18 protein-coding genes are annotated in these 20,499 nt (G+C 29.3%); 3 read left to right on the top strand and 15 right to left on the bottom strand.

The features are described 5' to 3' along the window. Positions 1-182: 182 nt before the first annotated feature. Both DEFDS_RS03850 and DEFDS_RS03845 read left to right on the top strand, forming a co-directional pair. Complete coding sequence (locus tag DEFDS_RS03850; RefSeq protein WP_013007492.1) at positions 183-644, top strand: GNAT family N-acetyltransferase; 462 nt, start codon at positions 183-185, stop codon at positions 642-644. After that, positions 641-1,720: a M20/M25/M40 family metallo-hydrolase gene (locus DEFDS_RS03845; RefSeq protein WP_013007491.1), complete on the top strand. Its 1,080-nt coding sequence runs from the start codon at positions 641-643 to the stop codon at positions 1,718-1,720. Before DEFDS_RS03850 ends, DEFDS_RS03845 begins: the two co-directional genes overlap by 4 nt. Here DEFDS_RS03845 and DEFDS_RS03840 read toward each other — a convergent pair whose 3' ends face one another. The 3 genes from DEFDS_RS03840 to DEFDS_RS03830 are packed head-to-tail and all read right to left on the bottom strand — an operon-like array spanning position 1,721 to position 5,206. Continuing rightward, positions 1,721-3,571 (bottom strand): aldehyde ferredoxin oxidoreductase family protein, encoded by a 1,851-nt coding sequence (locus DEFDS_RS03840; protein ID WP_013007490.1) that lies wholly within the window; start codon positions 3,569-3,571, stop codon positions 1,721-1,723. Continuing rightward, positions 3,571-4,728, bottom strand: a complete 1,158-nt coding sequence (locus tag DEFDS_RS03835; protein WP_013007489.1) for an iron-containing alcohol dehydrogenase — start codon at positions 4,726-4,728, stop codon at positions 3,571-3,573. Before DEFDS_RS03835 ends, DEFDS_RS03840 begins: the two co-directional genes overlap by 1 nt. 4 nt (positions 4,729-4,732) lie before the next feature. Beyond that, positions 4,733-5,206, bottom strand: a complete 474-nt coding sequence (locus DEFDS_RS03830; RefSeq protein ID WP_013007488.1) for a hypothetical protein — start codon at positions 5,204-5,206, stop codon at positions 4,733-4,735. Positions 5,207-5,357: 151 nt separating this feature from the next. Here DEFDS_RS03830 and DEFDS_RS03825 point away from each other — a divergent pair, with 151 nt between their 5' ends. Next, a complete protein-coding gene (locus tag DEFDS_RS03825; RefSeq protein WP_013007487.1) occupies positions 5,358-6,380 on the top strand; it encodes a CsgG/HfaB family protein in 1,023 nt (340 codons plus the stop codon). A gap of 78 nt (positions 6,381-6,458) precedes the next feature. Here DEFDS_RS03825 and DEFDS_RS12565 read toward each other — a convergent pair whose 3' ends face one another. The 12 genes from DEFDS_RS12565 to DEFDS_RS03765 all read right to left on the bottom strand — a co-directional run bounded on the left by DEFDS_RS12565 (position 6,459) and on the right by DEFDS_RS03765 (position 20,302). Next, positions 6,459-7,988 carry a cytochrome c3 family protein gene (locus DEFDS_RS12565; protein ID WP_013007486.1) on the bottom strand — a complete coding sequence of 510 codons (1,530 nt, stop codon included), beginning with the start codon at positions 7,986-7,988 and terminating at the stop codon, positions 6,459-6,461. Positions 7,989-8,017: 29 nt separating this feature from the next. Next, the gene (locus tag DEFDS_RS03815; protein WP_013007485.1) at positions 8,018-8,986 is read right to left on the bottom strand and encodes a hypothetical protein; all 969 of its coding nucleotides are present in this window, start codon (positions 8,984-8,986) and stop codon (positions 8,018-8,020) included. Beyond that, positions 8,943-9,854: a peptidyl-prolyl cis-trans isomerase gene (locus DEFDS_RS03810; protein WP_161595875.1), complete on the bottom strand. Its 912-nt coding sequence runs from the start codon at positions 9,852-9,854 to the stop codon at positions 8,943-8,945. The genes DEFDS_RS03815 and DEFDS_RS03810 overlap by 44 nt, the downstream gene beginning before the upstream one ends. Then, the gene (locus DEFDS_RS03805) at positions 9,838-12,216 is read right to left on the bottom strand and encodes a hypothetical protein (protein ID WP_013007483.1); all 2,379 of its coding nucleotides are present in this window, start codon (positions 12,214-12,216) and stop codon (positions 9,838-9,840) included. The genes DEFDS_RS03810 and DEFDS_RS03805 overlap by 17 nt, the downstream gene beginning before the upstream one ends. 2 nt (positions 12,217-12,218) lie before the next feature. Further along, positions 12,219-12,731: a cytochrome c3 family protein gene (locus DEFDS_RS03800; RefSeq protein ID WP_013007482.1), complete on the bottom strand. Its 513-nt coding sequence runs from the start codon at positions 12,729-12,731 to the stop codon at positions 12,219-12,221. 38 nt (positions 12,732-12,769) lie between these two features. Further along, a complete protein-coding gene (locus tag DEFDS_RS03795; protein WP_153801464.1) occupies positions 12,770-13,453 on the bottom strand; it encodes a cytochrome C in 684 nt (227 codons plus the stop codon). A gap of 71 nt (positions 13,454-13,524) precedes the next feature. Beyond that, positions 13,525-14,130, bottom strand: a complete 606-nt coding sequence (locus tag DEFDS_RS03790) for a cytochrome c3 family protein (protein ID WP_013007480.1) — start codon at positions 14,128-14,130, stop codon at positions 13,525-13,527. Positions 14,131-14,874: 744 nt separating this feature from the next. Then, positions 14,875-16,167, bottom strand: coding sequence for a sigma-54-dependent transcriptional regulator (locus DEFDS_RS03785; RefSeq protein WP_013007479.1), 1,293 nt, complete (start codon positions 16,165-16,167; stop codon positions 14,875-14,877). Then, positions 16,160-17,536, bottom strand: coding sequence for a sensor histidine kinase (locus DEFDS_RS13090; RefSeq protein ID WP_013007478.1), 1,377 nt, complete (start codon positions 17,534-17,536; stop codon positions 16,160-16,162). The genes DEFDS_RS03785 and DEFDS_RS13090 overlap by 8 nt, the downstream gene beginning before the upstream one ends. Position 17,537: 1 nt before the next feature. Next, complete coding sequence (locus DEFDS_RS03775; RefSeq protein WP_013007477.1) at positions 17,538-18,638, bottom strand: hypothetical protein; 1,101 nt, start codon at positions 18,636-18,638, stop codon at positions 17,538-17,540. 13 nt (positions 18,639-18,651) lie between these two features. Beyond that, on the bottom strand, positions 18,652-19,572 hold the full coding sequence (locus tag DEFDS_RS03770; RefSeq protein ID WP_231841034.1) for a cytochrome c3 family protein: 921 nt from the start codon (positions 19,570-19,572) through the stop codon (positions 18,652-18,654). Continuing rightward, positions 19,550-20,302, bottom strand: coding sequence for a tetratricopeptide repeat protein (locus tag DEFDS_RS03765; protein ID WP_161595872.1), 753 nt, complete (start codon positions 20,300-20,302; stop codon positions 19,550-19,552). Before DEFDS_RS03765 ends, DEFDS_RS03770 begins: the two co-directional genes overlap by 23 nt. Between the last annotated feature and the right edge of the window lie 197 nt (positions 20,303-20,499).

Raw genomic sequence — 20,499 nt, 5'->3', positions numbered from 1 at the left:
GCTAAAAACTATTTTTATAGACTTTAATAAATTTTAATCATAATCAAATATATGTTAATGGCAATGTATATTTTTTAAAAGTATAATCAAATATCTTTAAAAAAAATTTACAAATTAAATACTTTGTTGTCTTTTTATCACAAACCTTTATAATAATAAAAGAGGAGTATATAGAGGTTAAAATGAGTGAAATAAAAATCAGGAATATGACGATTGATGATTTACCAAAAATTTATAGACTTGGAGAGAAAGTATTCACATTAAATAAATACCCAAACCTACATAGAGTTTGGGATGAAAATGAGGTAGTTGAGTTTTTTGTAAATGATAAAGAGAGTTGTTTTGTAGCGGTAGATGAAAAAAATGAAATAGCAGGTTTTATATTATCTTATATTATTCATAAGGCATCTATAAGATATGGATATTTAGTTTGGCTCTGTATTGATAAACAGTACGAAAAACAGGGGATAGCATCAATCCTTTTTGACAAATTCTTAGAACACATGAAAAAAAACGATGTGGAAACTGTAATCGTCGATGTAGAAAAAAGTAATGAAAAAGCCTTAAACTTTTTTAGAAACAAAGGGTTTTCATCACCCAAAGAACAGATTTATTTAACACTAAATTTAAAGGATAAAAAATGATTAATGAAAAAAGACTTAAAGAACTTTTTTTAGATATGGTAAATATCTACAGCCCATCAGGTAAGGAAGAAGAGATAATTTCTTATTTAAAAAATTATTTTAAAAAATACAAAATAGATTTTGAATATCAAGAAGTGGAAGAATCAAGAGGTAATCTAATAATTTTACCCCAAAGTGACGAAAGTGAAATTGTTTTTGTAGGGCATATTGATACGGTGCCTGCATTTGACTATGAAAACTACGAAGCAGATATTGTTGGTGATGAAATTTATGGGCTTGGTACAGCAGATATGAAAAGTGGCTGCGCTGCGATGATTGAAGCTTTTTTGACTTTTAAAGAAAAAGTGAAGAAAGATTTTCCATGTTCACTCGCTCTGGTAGTAGGTGAAGAAGAATCAGGTGATGGAGCTTTTGAGCTTTGTAGAGCTTATCCATTTGACTGGGCTATCATAGGGGAGCCTACAAATTTGCTCCCTTGTTTTGGGCACTATGGCTATGTGGAAATTTCCCTTGTAACTTATGGCCAAAAATTACATGCAGCTGTTTCTAAACCTGATAAAAATGCTGTTAAGATTATGATGGATGCTATAAATATGATTTTAGATTATCTTGGGCATAAAGGGGATATTTTATACAATATAAGGGATTTTAGTAGTTCACAATCAGGTTTTGCAAGCCCAAATAGATGTGAAGCCTATTTGGATCTTCACATCCCGATAAAGTATGCTATCGGCTCACTCGTATTTGAAATAGAGGATTTAATCTTTTCAAAATTTGATTCTGAAGAGATAAAACTTTCACTAGAAACAATTCATCACGGTTATGAGCTTTCAAACAAAGCTTCTATGCCAAAATTGCTTAAAAACATTTATGAGAAAATGAAATTAGAGTTCAATCCTTCCGATTTCAAAAGTGATTCAGATGCACCTATTTTTTGGCAATCAGGTATAAAACCGATTATTTTAGGCCCAGGTGATTTATCAGTGGCACATACAAAGGACGAATTTGTAAGTTTCAAAGAAGTCATCACCGCCGCAAATCTTTACTACAACATCCTAACAAGCACAGCAAAATAATTATAAAATATCTTTCAGTTTGGATTTGCTAACTACTCCATTTTCATCATAACCACGGGCTTTGTAATATCTTTTAAGCATTTTATCTAATGGTGGCAGTCTGTTTTCTTTGTCAGATTTTCTTGGCTCATAAAGTAATCTTGCTGGTAAAATATCATCCTTTTTAGTCACACCTAGCCTATTATTTAAATACCTCTCCAATAAATGTATCCTTTCGCCAGCCTTTAAAAACTCCTTTTTGGAGATATTCAACCCAGTTACAGAAACCCACAACTCATAATACAAAGAATAATCGATTAGTAACACAGCGATTTTCGATAAATTATTCATAAAAAATCTAAGTAAAAAATCAGGGGTATATTTAGTTAAAGGTGATTCTAAAAGGTAGGCAAAAGCAGTAAAGAGGCAAACTTGTAGCGAATTAATACAATTAAAAAGATTTTCAAAAAATACAGTAAATTCCACTTTCCCTTTTTCAGAATAGGGATTTAGTAAATCAAAAATCACTTCCAGCCCAATAGGATATGCTGATAGATGACAACCTCCCCTATTTGCAGTTGCAAATGATAATGCTTGTCCGAAAGCAGCTCTTGGGTCATACCCAGATATTTCCAACCCTTTTACATGTATTGCAAACTCTTTTCCACCATATTTTTCACTTAACCTTTTAACCCCTTCGGCTAAATCATCACCAACCCCTCTACGATGAGCTATATCCAACAAAACTTCTTCAATCCCATCACCTTTACCAAATTTCAAATTTGAGCTAAAAATCCCTTTTTCACCTGCCTCCATTGCCCATGCCAAAACACCACCAGTGGAAATCGTATCCATCCCCATTCTGCCACAAATATCATTCCATTTTGCAACAATAGCTGAGTCAAATATACCAAGGTTGCTACCCAAAAGTGTCACAGTTTCATACTCAGGCACAGAAAGCTCTTTGCCATCCACAACCCCTTTATGACCACATAATATTGAGCAAGGCTTACAGGTATGATGTTTTGTATTAAACAATTTTGCCATATTTTCTCCAGCAAGATTAAAAGATTTGGGATCAGCCCCATCTTGGAAGTTGTAGGCAGGCATCGCACCTTTAGAATTTGTAAAATTTACATTTGAGGCTGTACCATAATTTCTGTAAAGGCTTGCTGTAAAATTGTTTCTATTGATATAATTAAGCCCTTTTTTCCTTATTTTATCAAACATTTCTTCATTTTTTGGTAAAATTTTATATATACCTTTTTTGACAACTACACCTTTCAAATTTTTAGAGCCAAAAACTGCTCCAAATCCACATCTACCCAAAAATCTATGACCAGAAATCACATTTGCATATCTCACTAAGTTTTCACCTGCAGGCCCAATAGCTAATGATGCAACACCATAATTTTCAAAATAATATTGTGTTTCTCTTGTATCCTTACCCCAAATCTCGTTAGCCGAATAAAACTCTACACTATCAGATCCTATCACAAGAAAAGTAGGCTCTTTTGCAACCCCCTTTATCACCAAAGCTTCATAACCATTTTTCCTAAGCTCCATTCCAAAAGGTCCACCACAGGAAGATGTCCCCACAATATTTGTTAAAGGGGATATTGTAACAGCATGAAATCTACCACTACATGGAGCATTTGTCCCCATCAAAACACCTGGAACAATAATAATAGGATTCTCAGGGGAAAATGGGGTAATCTTCTCATCAAAAAGATCATACAAAAGCTTAATTCCTAATCCTTTGCCACCTAAATATTTTTTTAAATCCTCTATATTTAGCTTCAAAACATCATAATTCTTTTTCGATAAATCAACAAACAGTATCTTATCGCTATAACCTTCAATAACATTCATCAGTAAGACACCTCTAAAATTTTTATAATATCATCAATACCTGCATACTTTGGTGTAAAAACAATGGAACCGTCATTTAAAGACATCTTTGCAATATTATCAAAATCACTTTTTCTAACACCAACATCGCTCAATTTTATTGGTAAATTAGTCAAAGCATTAAGTCTTGTTAGAACATTTCTGACATATTCTATCAAATCTTTCACTTTTTCTTCTAAAAAATTATTTAATAGCTTTATTATTTCTTCAAACTCTGCTTTTCTCGTATCATAATAAAACTCAAGACCAGCAGGAAGCAAAATCCCCATAGCAACACCATGTGGTATTTTGTACATCCCTCCCAAGGTATGCCCAATAGCATGAACTATACCAACCATAGCATTTGAAAAAGCTACCCCTGCACATGTAGAGGCAATCATCATATTTAATCTATATTCTCTGTTTTTAGGGTCATCTATTACTTTATATAAGTTTTGAAAAATTAATTTGATAGCTGTCAAAGAGAAAGAATCCGAAATTGGGTTTTTCTGTAAAGAAAGATACGCTTCCAAAGCATGTGTCAAAGCATCCATAGCAGTAGCTGCAGTCATAATCGGTGGTAGGGATAAAGTCATTCTGGCATCAAGTACAGTCACATCAGGTATGAGAAACTGTGATGCGAAGGGTAGTTTCAAACCATTTTCTTCATCAGCTATTACTGCAACAGATGTAACTTCAGAACCAGTCCCACTTGTAGTTGGGATAACAATTAAAGGTTTTAGCTTTCTATCAATCCTATCTGCTCCTGCAATATCTGCTAAATCTTCTGAATTGTAGGCTATCAAAATGTTTGCACCCTTTGCTGAATCGATTACAGATCCACCACCCACGGCAATTATCGAATCACAACTTGACTGTTTATATATCTCATAAATATTTTTAACAATCTTCAATGATGAATCAGGAGGAACTTCATCAAAAATTATATATTCGATACCAGCTTCTCTCAAAGGCTGTTCTACATATTTTAACAAGCCAGCATTTACAATACCTTTATCCGTTACAATAATAGGCTTTTTGCTATTTAAAAGTGAAAGCTCATAGAAAAGATTTGATAAGGAGTCTTCTCCAGCTAAAATTTTTGTTGGAACAAAAAACTCAAAAAGTGAAGTTTTCATAATTTTACCCTCTAACAATTCCGTACAAATACAGCTTAATTCTTAACAAGTTATTTATCTCTGGAAGCTTCTTCATAATTCTTTTACAAATAAAGGCAGGGAAAAGATACCTTTGAACAATCATAGAAATTCTAGTAAACATCAGTCCATCAGCTATCATCCCTTTTAGTGTCATCCTTTTTTCAGCAAAACCAACCTCAAGCCCTTTCAAACCAAGGAAAATCTTTAATGCACTTTTTAATGACTTAAATTCTATTATCAAATCAGCATCATCTATATCGCAAGTTAACGAATAACAAAGTTTATTATCATTTTTTTTAAAACATAAAACTGGATTATCCAATCCAAATACTTTTACGACAATTTTAAAACCATCAGGCAGATATAATATCTCATTTTTTATATTGTTATCACGGTTTGATAAAAAAGATAGTGACCTTCCAAAAAAGAAAAATAGAATTTTTAATAAGAGAACCATTAAAACACCTTTATATTTTAATTAAATATTAGTTCACAAACAACCTTTTGTCAAGAAAATAAAAGATGTTATGCTGAATTAACAATTATTTTTAACATTGATCAACTTTTAGAAACTTGTCAAAAAACTTATTTTAATATATTTTATCCACATGAAATTTGTAATTTTTTATATTTTTTTATTTATCTCAATTATTAGTTGCACATCTCCACAAATAAAAGTCAATGTTACTTTAAAACCAAAATACTATAATCTACTTTCTCTAAAAAGTATCGCTGTACTCCCATTTGAAGGCAAAGATGGAAAAATCTTTTCAAATAAAATCGAATCCATGATATCTAATACACTATTACAAAATGGAAATGAATATTACAAACTCGTAGAAAGATCAGAAATAAATAAAATTATCGAAGAATTGAAATTTTCAAATAGTGGATTAGTAAATAAAAAAGATGTCATTAATTTCGCCAAACTCATTGGAGCATCAGCAATTTTAACTGGTACTATCAATATTTCAAAAGTTGAAGATATATTGTTTAAAGAACAAAGAAGTGAGTGTATAAAGTCAAAAGAAAGCAAATTAAAAACCCCTTTGGGTAACATACCTGTTTCAAAATGCCTAAAATGGAAATATTATTACGTAAACTGTATAAAAAGAACTGCAACTTTTTCTGCAACAACAAAAATTATAGAAGTTGAAACGGGAACAATTATTTACTCTTCTGATTATACAGAAACAGCTAAATCTGCAGCATGCCCAGATTCTGGCTACCCTGTTAAATCCAGCGCAGAACTATTAACAATAGCACAAAATAAAGTTTTAGAAGACATTAGAAGAGATATACTTCCGTATAAAGTAATCTTAACTATAGAATTAAAAGATAATGATGATGACATAAAAGATAAAAATGCAAAAAAATATTTTAGAGCTGGCTTAGAATTTGCTTCTAACAACAGAATGGATAGAGCGTGTGAACTGTGGGAACAAGCGTACCAAATTAACCCTCAATCAGTATCTCTTTTATATAATTTAGGAGTTTGTAAAGAAGTCTACCAAAATTATTTAGAAGCAAAAACATATTATCAAAAAGCTGACCACTTACTTTTAAAACCAGACCCCATGGTTAATAAAGCATTAAAACGAATAACCATTTTATTCACCAATAATAAATGATTGTTAAAGTAATAATTTAAAGTACTTCCTTTAACAGTTATAATTGTTATGAAGTTGGACTATTTTCAACGTTCAGAATTATAGTTTTCCTCCACCATGATAGTGACACGATTGACAGTTTGTTTTACCTGTTTGGTGGCTCTGTTTGTCTCCATTATGACAAGATTTTCTACATAACTCGAATTTAACTGGGATAGGTACATAAATGTCTCCACTATCAAAGTTTGACCTTGAAGCATTTTTGGTATCAAAAGGAGCATTTGTCCATCTTACTCTATTTGATATCAAAAATGGATTGCCACCATGAGGATCATGACAAATAATACAAGGGATTCTCTTTTTACCATGTACAGAATTATAAAAACCTGAAGCGATATTTCTTATATAACCATTATTATTGGAAGGCTCTAATACATTTAAATCCGGTCTATCAGAAAAGGTAGGAAAACTTCCATCATGACATTTTAAACAAAAGTGATCTATTTTGTATACTTTCAACCAATATTTATCAGATCCACTATAGTTTGTTGGTTGCCCCCAAGTAAATGGTTGGGATGGATTATCAGGATCCACAAGCGATTCTATAACATTTGTAGTATTTAAATCATCTCTTCTTACACCATGTACTCCGTGACAATTTATACACTCTATATGAGCTCCACTACTACTTTGTTGTGCATCAGTTACATCATGAGATCTGTTTACCCATCTACGAGTCCCACTATAAGTATCATAAAATCCATCATTACTGCTCATTAAATTCTCTATATCAATATTATTTTGAGAAAGAGGGCCTATACCTTGTGAGCTCCCATGACATATAAAACATAGGTTCTCTTCTCTCCCTTTTAAAAGCTGTGTTGTCGAATCACCATTAACCACATCTTTTGCATTATGAGGCTTATGACAATCTCCACATGGGTAATCTGCAGAAATTGGGGCACTACTTATTACTTGATTATGAATAGAAGATGAAAAACTCAAAGTTACAGTTCCCTCCAACTTTTTATCATGACAACTTGTACATAATAGTTGCTTATCCCCAGTTCTTAAGAAATAAACAGTTTCAGTATGAGGATCATGACATGTTGTACATTCTACTCTACCGTTTTGCAATTTGATAAAAGAAGGAAGTGTAGAAGGTGATTTTAATTGCCTGTCCTGATTTGCTAAATTATCATCATACACAAAAGATATAGGATGATCATCTCTAAGATCTGTCCCAAGATTTGAATCTCCTGTTAAAGTAAAATTTAGATCATTAGCAATCGGAGTTGAAGATGCATATATAGCATTTAAAGCGATAGTACCATCATGACAAGATAAACAAAGTTTTGAATTGCCAGTTGGCTGTCCAGGCTGTGCATTCATGGTTACAGAAGTATATGTTTGATATAAAGCATTACTTAGTTCCCTATTCCAAAGTGGAGCGTAAGGAAGTGCGTTATGTGGTGTATGACAAAATACACAAACTCTATCTTCTTCGCTTGATTTTATGGGACCAGGCCCTGATTTTGACAAATTATGTTTTGTATTGGCAACACCAGCATAAATAATAACACTAAAACCGATTATGATAAACAAAGATAAAAATAATCTAATTTTCATAAACGCACCTCCGTCTCGCTACCAAAAAATCATCTAAAAGACTTAAAAACTTTTACCCTTGAATTAAAAAGATCTGACACATAAATTTCATCTTTATAACAATAAACTCTTGCGGGCATATAAAAAGACACTTCATCCGAACCATTTTGTCCAATAAAATAAAGGAGGTTACCTTTCTCATCAAAGATCTGAAAATTATCAAAGTCTGCATCAGTAATATAAACTCTATGAAACTTATCAATACACAACCCTTTAGGTTTTGAAAAATTACCGGGTCTATTACCAATCTCACCAAACTCACCAATCAAATTGCCATCATAATCTAGTTTCAACACCCTAAAATTCATTGAATCTAAAACAAATAAAATTTTTTCTTCAGGAATAATGTCAACATCAAGAGGGAAATTAAAATATTTATCAAACTCCTTTATTATATTTCCACCTAAATCTGTAACTATTATTTTATTACGTTTAGTATCAGCTAAAAATATCAAATGATTTTTAATATCTACTTTTATTGATACAGGTTTTTCAAGTTGAACATCAATTACCTTACTGGCTTCATCTATCACATTATACTTGATAATAATATTATTTTCAGAATCTACCATATACAAGTCATTGTCAGCAAAATCTAAATCAACTATGGATTTAAATCTTTTATTATTTATACTTTTTATTATCCTCAGTTTAAAATTATTTTTATTAATTAAATAAATTACTCCAAACATTATATCACTAACAGCAACATACTCATCATTTGCAGCAACAGCAAAAGGTCTATATAAAGGTTGGATTTCATGTTCTAACCCAAAGAATTTTCTAAAAAAACTATAATTTTCTCTAATCTTTTGCATATTAATAATATCTACCAAGGCAATTTTTGGATTAACCATATCAGGCCAAAAAAGCTTATCAAACTGAACTAAGTTTTTATTATGTGTTGAGCATCCACTAATTACTAAAATTATTATCAAGAATTTTAATATTTGCTTCATCTTTTGCTCTCTTTAAAAGATTTTTATAATAATCTTTAAATTTTTTTAATTTCATCAATCTTTCAATTTCATTTTTTATCTCATCAAATGGAAGAACTTCGGATGGTTTAATATCAATGACTTTCACAATTAAATATCCATAAATGTTTCTATAAGGTCCTCCAAAATCACCTTTTTTCAGTTTAAAAATTTCTTTTATTGGATAATTCTTGCTAAATTTGTAAACTGTATCTTGTTCTGGATAAATACCTTTATCACACTTTTGCCATGCTTTTTCATCTTCTTCTTTTAGCATTTTCAGTAAATTTTCTGCTTCCTTTTTTTTCTCTTCCATCTCTTTTGCTTTTAGCTCTCTTGCATCAGCTTTAATTAAACAATTTTTCACCACATAAGATTCACCTGTAGAAAACATTTGCTGATTATTTTTATAATATTCCTTCAAAACTTTAGGTTCTATCTTTTCACTAAATATCTTTTCTTTAATGATATCTTTAACATTCAAATCCATATATGTTTCATATAAAATTTTTTCTGTTATACCATTTTCTTTTAATGCTTTTGCGTATTCATTATTACTTTTAAATCTTTTTTTAATGACTTTAATAATCTCATTCACTTTATTTTTTAATCCATTATATATTTCAGGATTGTTGTTTTTTATAAATATAACAATAGCTCTACTATCAATTGCAGTATTTAAAGCTTTTTCCCAGTACTCTTTTTTATTTAGTGATTGTGTATGAAAACGTCCTATTGGTACTACTTTATTCAAAAAAGATTTTACTTCGAAAAGATGAATGTCTTGTTCATTAACTTTTGCAACAACCTTATCCTCAGCAAATAGTAAATTACTATGAACCAGTACCATAATAAAAATCAAAATTTTTGCGCAATTCAAAATAAACCTCATGTTCAACTCTCCTTTTCTCATCAATTTCGGTAATATTTTTTCTATAGCCTAAAGCTAACTTAAATACTCTAGTTTGATAATTAACACCACACTCATAATCATACCCTTTATCCATATTCCTGTCTATCTGCTTTTCAAAAGAAAATATTGCTCTAAGTCTATCAGTGGGCGTATAAGTTAATTTAACAATAACATAATCATCTTTTTCATACTCTCCTATTGCATTATCCCTTTCTCTCTCAAAACCTATCTCAAAAATAGCATATGGTCTCACTACAGGAAAACTTCTGTATTTAACCAACTTTAAATTTGCATTAAATAATTGTAACTTATATTCATATATATTCTCATTGTATTTAACATCAAATAATATATTTTCCCCACTGTAGATATAATAAACTCTTTTCTCTTTTTCTGAATATGTTGATAAATTGTTATATTTTTTCTCTTCTTTGCTATAATAGGTAGATAAGTTGTGCTTTTTGTATCTTACTTTTAAATCGTATGTTGTTGTATACTTTTTATAAACCCCAAACTCTTTTTCATATTCTTTCTCAGGATAAAAACTGATATTATAATCTGAGCCCCTTAAATCCAAATTTAAGGTAAAGCTGTAATACTCTTTATCATTTGACTTATCATAATTATATTTATTGTATTTACTAATTAGATAAAACTTTTTATTAAGTGAAAAATAGCCATCTTTTGAAATAACACCCCAGTTTGTACTCTTGTCCTGATTTTCATTTAAATGTTTGTATTCAAACTGTTTATCAAATATTAAATTATAGGGTCTTATTTCAAATAATTTTAATAAGTTAAAACGATTTTCATCCTCATTTATATATCTATTATTAGGATTATAAATCACATCATAATTAGAAAAATAATAATCAATATCAAGTCTCGATTTAAATGTTTCAAAGTATTTTAAATAATATCCACTTTTAATATTGTATTCATTTTTCCTATATTTATAACCCGTATCTCTTGTGATATAGACAGTTAAATCATCACCATCACCAGATAAAATAACAGCATTACCTTTAATATATTCAGAATAACTGATAACTAACTGATCTGATGGTAAAATCAACACATTGTTAAAATTATTATTTCCATCAACAATTAAACCACTCAAATCTATTACTACCGAAGAAGTGCCACTATTTTTTATAATGACACTTCCTGATCCATTTAAACCAGAACTTATGATAGCTAAGAAATTATTAAAAGAATAAGAGTTATTATCCAAATTATTAGAAGTTATTACACCTTTTTTATATTTTATTTCGGTATAATATGTCAAATCCTTCGAATCATAGTCCAAACCAATAGTGCCAACATTATATTTGTCAATATCGTTCACATATTTATCTTCATTATATTCATAATTATATGATAAAAACAAAGTATATTGATTTTTTTCATAAGTAGTACTTAATTGATAAAACTTACTATTAAAATTACTGCCTTCAAAATTTTCATCTATATGTTTAGCATAACCATCAAATTTTAAATCACCAAATTTAAGAAGTGTGGGAAAACCAAAAGCATCAACTAAACCAAAAAGATATGTTTTTTTATCAGAGTCATCATCCCCTAAATTAAACTTTTTTATTTCCTGTTCAAAATTAAAACCAACCTTATTTTTTATATCAACCCCTGCTTTTTTAATAGTATCTATTTTTAAATAATTGGTATCACTTTCTAACCCTTTGTAATACTTATATTCTGTATAATTAGCCATCAAATTAATTGTCCCATATTTATAAAAATAGTAATTTTGCATTTTGTTTTTATCATAATCATCTAAAGATTTTACCACTCCATCTAATTCTTGGATATCAGTCTTAATCTTACTTAAAGAGTTAAAATATACATCGCTATCAGTTTTAAATAATTTATCTTCTGAATACTCTAACGTAATCTCAGTTTGTTTTTTAGGAAATTTTAGATTTAATCTTCCATTTATAGACTTGTTATATTTATCTGTATTATCACCATTATTATTGCTAAATGGTACGCTAAAACTTGGCTTTTCATTATAAAAATAATTCATATGATATTTATCTAAATTTAAATCAAATTTTAAATCTCCTAATCTTCCTCTTAAAAACTCCCTCTTATATTTAGTTGTTAAAAATAACCTATCTATTTGACCACCTTCATAGAGCTTAGATTCATTATCTTCACTTTTTGAGTACGACTTAAATAATGTTTCTAATCCAGTATTTAAATAAATATAACCAGCAAAAACAAATTGAACATTAATGAATAAAATAAATGATGTTAATAAAATAACTATCTTATATATCATAATCACCTTTCATGACAATCAACACATAATTTTTCTGGTAAATCTCTAAGTAGCTTAACCTCTTTTGTATGCGGGTCATGACATGTGGAACAGGCCATTAAATCATTATTACCATATAATGGCAACTTGTTATCAATTTTTTTATTATAAATTTTCATTTTTTTTAAATGTCTTTTTGTACTCTTAACACTTAGACCTACTGGGTGAAAACTTGATGAATGCTCAATATAATCTGAATGGCATGATATACAAACAATTGAGATATTATCAAATGTATCTATTACTTTGAAACTGTTTTTTTTTGAAACATTTAAATTAATAATCGGTGAGATATAATTAAAAATTTTATTTGCACCCCATAATGGATTGATATTATAAGATTTTCTCAATTTATGACAATATGAGCAATAGGCATTACCATCAAGGTATAAAAATTTATGAGAATTATTTCTGGCATCCACAACTTGAATAATAATTAATAAAATCAATAAAATTAGTATGTAAAATTTCTTCATTTCTTTCCATGATATTTTTTATTCTTTCTTTAATCAAACTATTTATTAGTATGACATTCACTACAAAATGTTTTCACATCCGTTGTTCTCAATAATTTTTCTATATCTCTACGATCTGTAAAACTATATCCAATTGCACCTTTATGAGGGTCATGACATGTTAAACATTCAACTTTGTTATTTATTAACTTAAATTTCCCATTTGTACCATTTACCCAGCCGTTAGCAACATTATTATTTAACCCACTATCCTTTGTATAATCATATACAACACCAATGGGATGATTAGACTTAGAATAATCAATTGTTAAAACACCCATGCTATAGGTTTCGAAATATCCACCAGTAAAACCAGTGCTTTCTGACATCCCATCATGACAACCCATACAAGCTTCAGATGGTGAACTTATATTTGTATCTTGTAAATTATCCAATGTTCCTGTTGGACTTGAATAAGCTTTATAAGGGCTACCGTCATCATACTGATTAGTATCATTCCATAGTGGTATTTTGCTACCTGCATTATGTGGTTTGTGGCATGGAGCACAAGGAGAAATATCTACACCATCAGACCTATAAAATGTATGAGGACCATTTTTAACAAATTCTCCATTTAGTTTAATAACATGACAGTTATAGGTAGAACAACTTGATGCATAAAGAAATGATGAAAAAAGAAGTAACATAACTAAAGCTAAATAAAATCTATCAGTAATTTTCATAGCCCCCTCTCTATCAACAAAGCTTTTATAAATAGGGAAGGTATTCACCTTCCCCAAGTATAAAAGCTTTCTTAATTGTTGTGGCAAGTTTGACATAATTGCGCTTTATCAGCCCTTAAGAAATCAGGAGACCCACCAGCATGAGGATCATGACAAGTGCCACATTCTAAAATATCGCCACTCGTTCCATAAAACTTAAAACCTGCAGCTTTCACATTTGCTAATGGTTTTAAAGATGTAGCAGTTCCATTATCTACATACTGGATAGAAACAGGGTGTTGACCTTGAGCATCATTTTGATAATCAATATCCAAACCAACTGTTACTGTTGCTTTTAATGCGGTTATTGCTGTACCACCATTAACAGTATCATTAATCATACCATCATGACATGCCATACACGCTTTAGAAACACTTCCTAAAGTACTGTTTGGGGTAGCGTTAAGAGAATCAGTTGGTGAAGAATAAGCTGTGTACTGACCATCAAAAGTATTACTATCATTCCATAAAGGAATTAGTGTGCCTGCATTGTGTGGTTTGTGACAACCGCCACAAGCTGTTCCACCATACAAACTTGATGCACTGTTTTGTGAAAAGTCATGTGCACTACCTGCAACCCCTGCAAAAACAAAGGTTGGCAATAAAATTAACGTAGCCAATAAAATTAATTTTTTCATAATATTACCTCCTTATAAAATACTAATTCATATATAGCACAAACTATGCCATAATAAATTCTCTTTTATTAATAAAAGAATACGAAAGATTATTGTTTTTTATTATAAATCTTCATCAGTTTGATATAGAACATAAAAATTATAGTTTTATAATTACTTGATAAATTTACTTTTTTTCGTCACCAAAGTTAAACATAACTATTAAAAATATAATACAAACACACTGTGATACACATTTGATACATTATTGCTACAAACTTAGTAGATATTGAAACACATTCAACTCTTTTTGAGACATATACAAATCGAACTTATTTAAAAAAAAAGTTGATTAACTTTAATATAAATAATTAAGAGTATTGCAGCTCAAATTACCCATCCCACTTCGGCAACTTTGTATAAATATCAAGGAGGTTTTACTTAAGCACCACAGATTGCTTCGTCGCATTTGCTCCTCGCAATGACCCAAAAATGCCGTCTTTGAGAGCGTTAGCGAAGCAATCTGAGGTGCTAAGCAATTGATATTGTGCAACACCCTCCAGTAAATTAATCTGGAGACATAAAACAGCTATAACTAGGCAAGGCCTTCTTATCTCATAAATATCAAGCTATTGAGCTATGATACATTTAGTCATTTATATGATACACATTTGATACATCTATACACATATTTTAATAAAAGTGAGACATTATAATTTTAAAATGAGACATACCTTAGACAATCATATATAATAAATCACTACTCTAATCTATATTATATCTTCTTAACAATCTATAAAACGTTGCTCTACTAACTCCCAATAATTCTGCAGCTTTTTTACGATTATTTCTTGTTTTTTCCAATACCTGCAAAATATCTTCTTTTGTTATAGTATCTTTCACAAATTCTTCTTTAATATTTAGATCCTCATCTAAAATAATACCTGTATATCTTGCCTTAATTAAGCTTGCCCTAATTATATTTTCTAACTCTCTAACGTTACCAGGGAAATCATATCTCAATAAAAGTTTCTCAGCTTTATTGCTCAATTTTATTTCTCGATTAAATGTATTATACTTTCTTATAAAATAGTTTGCTAAAGGTATGATATCCTCTTTCCTCTCTCTCAGAGGAGGTACTCTAATTTCAGCAACCTTTAATCTATAATAAAGATCTGCTCTAAACTTACCCTCTTGAACTTTTTTATCCAAATCAACATTGGTTGCAAATATAAACCTAACATCAAGCTTTATATCCTTTATTCCACCAACTCTTCTAATGCTTTGCTCTTGCAAGACTCTTAATAATTTAACCTGTAAATCAAACTCTAAATCTCCTATCTCATCCAAAAAAAGTGTCCCTTTTTGAGCTTGCTCAAAATAACCAGGTTTCCCTTTATCAGCACCAGTAAAAGCACCTTTTTCATAACCAAAAAGCTCTGATTCCAATAAAGAACCAGGAATTGCATTACAGTTAACAGCTACAAAAGGATATTTACTCCTTTTACTGTATCTGTGAATAGATTTAGCAACAATCTCTTTACCAACTCCGCTCTCCCCAGTAATTAAAACTGGAACATCTGAAATAGCAACTCGTGCCATATCTTTCAATGTCTCTAAAAAGACGGACGACTCTGCAATAACTTGATCATCAAAATCATTCTCAAGTTTATTTGTTTCATTAAATGTTTTGCTTTCATTTAACCCCTTTTCAACATTTTGTATAATTTGTTTCAATTTACTCATTTTAAAAGGCTTACTCAAGTATTCATAAGCACCCTCCTGTATAGCTTTAATTGCAATGTCACTTGAGCCAAAAGCAGTTATCAAAATAAATACAGCATTACTACCAATTTTTCTAAGTTTTTTTAGAACTTCTATACCATCTATTTCGTTCATTACATAATCACATATTACAACATCATAACTTTTACTTCTTATAAGTTCTAAAGCATGCACACCATTCAAAGCAACATCAACTTCGTAACTGTTTTCTAATGAAAGTTTTATTATATCACGAGAATTTTTATCATCATCAACAACCAATATTTTAAGCATTTTTCACCTTTAAATGCAACTCTATACCAAAAATAGTTTCCCCATCTTTAGATTCACAAAATATTTGACCGCCTAACGATTCTACCAGCTCCTTACAAACAGCAAGCCCTAAGCCCGTGCCCTTTCCAGTTTTTTTTGTTGAAAAAAAAGGGTTAAATATTTTTTCCTTTATCTTTTCATCTATCCCTTTACCATTATCAACTACCAATAATTTTATATATTCACCATCTATAACACTTTTAATCTCAATAAACCCTTTATTTTCACCAATGCTATCAGCCGAATTTTTAACAAAATTATACAATATTTGTTCTACAAAGCCTTTATCAGTAAATATGGTGACTTCATCAACATTTGTTCTTAATTCTATATTATCTGAAATAGTAAATGACATATCCTCAACAATATCAGAAACTAATTCTTTAAGATTAACAGGCTCATAAACTGGAACAGGTTTTTTTGAAACATATAAATAATTTCTAATTATATTTTGTATTTTATTTATTTGCCTTGCAATATTTTCTCCACGCTTTTTAACAAAATTATTTTCTTCACATTCATCTAAAATAAGTTCTACGTTACCCATTATTACATGCATTGGTGTACCAATTTCATGAGCCATTTTAGAAGCAAACTGACCAAGTATCGAAAGTTTCTCATAATGTGCCACTTTGTCTTTGAGCTGCTTTTCTTTATTCTCAATTTTTTTAACAATAAAAAAAATCAATATAATATATAAAATAAAACCAAAGATCGAGAAAACAGTTGCCCTAAATCTCACAGTTCTAATATTATTAAATACTTCAGTAACATCTTTATAAATTTCAACAACTCCTTTAACCTTACCATCAAAAATAACCGGATAATATATTTCTTGAATCACATTCTCTTTATCTACAATATGTAAATAATTAAAACTCTCTGATTCTCCAGCTTTTTTAATTTCATAACTGATTTCCCCTTTTAATGCTTTTAGTAATCCTTCACTTTTGTTTTCTAAATTTAGTATTTTTCTTTCTTTCATCACTGCAAGTCTTTTTCCATCTGATGAATAAATAATCGCCTCTATTAAATTTGGTTCATTATTTAATATATTAAATATGGGACTAAAATCTAAACTATTGTCCCAGTCATTTCTAAAAACATAATAAGAGGTTGCTGATATTAGTGATTTTTTAAACCTTTTCTCAAAATTTTTTCTCTCTACAGAGATAAAAAAATTCTTAAAATCTAAATATATAAACAAATTTAATAAAACCAAAACTAGAAATATAACAGCAACAGAAGATATTAAAAATTTTTGAGTTAATGATAAATTAAAAAATTTTTGTTTTATATTTTCAAATTTTTCTTTAGGTATAATTTTCAAATTACCACCTCAACATAGGCTCATCAACTGTCATATTTCTCCTACCTTTTTTATATAACTCTCCTAAATATTGAAAAATAACAACCCTTTTATTTGGAGCATCTAATACATAAATTCTATCCTTATCATCAATTACCAAATCTTTAGGGTTATTAAATCCACCTAAATAAACAGAAGGTTTTTGTGCTCCCATATAATATAAAAAAGTTCCTTTTTTATCATATACTTTAAATCCATTTGAAGCAATATCCACAATATAAATATGCCCTTCAGAATCAAAGTCTATTCCGTTTGGAAAGTTCAGTGCCCAAATATTATCTCCCGGTTCTAATAACTCCCCCTTAAAATTACCGTCTTTATCATAAATAAATACTTTCCCAATAAATTTGGATACTGCATAAATATCTTCAGTCTGTGGATCTATAGCTATGGCTGTAGGTGCTGGAACCTTTTTTATGCTTTTAATGAATTTACCATCTAGAGTTAAAATATCAATTCTTCCAAAAATTTGATCAGCTACATACAATTTATTTTTATAAACCAAAACATCTGAAATATCTTTATATAGTCCATCAACATCGAATTTTTTTTCAGCTTTTAACTTCTCGAAGTCTTTATCATTAACTTTTCTTCCATATGACCATAAAACCTTTTTATCTTCTGTGATTTCCATAACATTTCCACCAGATCTATTACCAATAAATATCCTACCATCTTTAGTAACATCTATGGCACAAGGCATAATAGAGCCAAACCTTATATCCCTAATCTCTTTCTGTATAAAATCAATTATCTGTATTTTAAATGCAATTGGTGCTGCTATATAAACTTTGCCTCTACCATCAGTTGCAATTCTTATAGCTCTATAATCTACCCATTTTACATTAATATCACCAACCAATTCCTGTAATAATCTGTTTTTACTCGATGCTTTTCCAGGAAACTCTTCTGAATTTGCTATAACTCTTACAGCTTTAAATTTAGGATTTGCTGATTCTTTTGGCCAAACATACTGATCTATTTTAAATACTGGCTGTTTAGTTGAGCAACCAAAAATAAAAATACCTATTAAAATAGTCAAAAATATCCTAAAAAGTTTCATGCAACCCCCCATACTATAGTTTATCTTTATGACAACTGGTACAAAGTATCATAAAATCTTTAACACCATTTTGAAATAGCTGTTTAGATTCTCCATAGTGTGGATTATGACAAGAAACACAACTAATTTCCTCTTTTGTTCCAGGAATCTTCTTACCACTTGTAGGATGAGCTGAAGAAGTAAAATTAGCTAAAACATGAACTCCTGACTTTTTTTCTGAATGGCAATTAATACACAAATTATTGATCTTATCATTTAATAAATATTTCCTATTTGAACCGTGTGAATCATGACAAATATTACAATATCCAGCTACTGTTGGACCATGAGCATATGGCGCATTAAACATATTATTCCTAAACTCCTCATGACATTGCAAACAGATGCTAGATATTGGTTGTTTTGGAGCAAAATAATTATTTTTATCATGGCACTGAAAACATTGCCATGCTGCTGCAGGACCATGTACATATGTATAGTTCATTTTATCTGAATGACAAACCTGACAGTCTTTTATCTTTTTAAAATTATGACAGCTAACACATAAACTTTTATTTTCATCCAAATGAAAATACGTTTTTCTCTTAATTTTGTCTCTATATAATTCGGCTGAAGTCAAATATTTAACTGTCAAACTTATATTATTTTGTTTATATTTTACATTAATTTCATTAATCCCTTTATCTACATTAACCTTTGTCATAAAAACATATTTAAGTCCGTCTTTTGTTTTTAGTTTCTGAAAATTTTTAATATCTATTAAATTCTTATTACTTATAATTTCTACTTTATCTTTTTGGCTAACATAACCAATAATATGTATTTGAGAATCATTTACAATCATATTATCAAAAGGATAAACAATAACTATATCATTAGAATAAGCTAAGCTATAAACAAATATAAAAAAGCTAATTAATAAGATTTTGTTCACAAGACTTTTCAAAGTATTCACACCCTTTTTTAAAATCACCTTTAGATTTATAAACTTTTCCAAGTAAAAAATAAAGTCTCCTTTTGTTAGGATAAATTTTCTCTATATTTTTCAATAAGTTTAATGATTTTTCATATTCACCTATGTTATAGTAAGCCAAACTTAAATAAAATTTAGCATCAATAAATTTATCAGATATAGGCTCTAATAATTTAACAGCATCTTTATATCTTTGTAATAATATATAAACTTCTGACAGTTTAACTTTTTCAAAATTAGTTAAATTATCCAATTTTAGAGAACTAAGCCTTTTTATCGCATCATCTTTCTGACTATCGCGAATCAATCTTTTTATAAAATTTATTTCTGGTAATATGCTTCTTCTTCGATCAACAACTGATGTATTACTATATTTTTCATATTCATCTTTACTTATTTTACCTGTCAAATAGTCTAAATATCTATTTATCTTAACATAATATTGGCCTTCATATCCAATAGCATCAATTACTTTATTATTTTTATCTAAAAATATTGTTACAGGTAAAGTGTATATTCCTAAATCCTCAATGATATCACCATTATATAAGGTTACATAAAAGTTTTTGGACAAATCGCCAATTAATTTAAGTAATTCATCTTTTTTTATCTGTTTTATATCCATTGAGTAGCAATATATATTTTTAGTGCTACAAATCTTTTTAAAATTTTTAGCTATTTTAACACTCAATTGTTTATCACTCCTCCACAATAAAACCATTTTTATTTTTTTATCTTTAAGTGAGTTAGCAAAATTCGATTCTTGCGATGTAAACTTACTAAAATCAAACACATCTCCCTTTTTTATGTTTTTTAGGGGGAAAGAAAAACATACATTTGTAAAAATGAAAAATATTATTATTAAATTTGCAATTCTCATAACTCATC

Origin of the sequence: Deferribacter desulfuricans SSM1 (genome assembly GCF_000010985.1) — a bacterium.
GTDB lineage: Bacteria > Chrysiogenota > Deferribacteres > Deferribacterales > Deferribacteraceae > Deferribacter > Deferribacter desulfuricans.
Note: the sequence above shows the minus strand (reverse complement) of the source record. Positions and strands in the feature narration are given on the sequence as shown.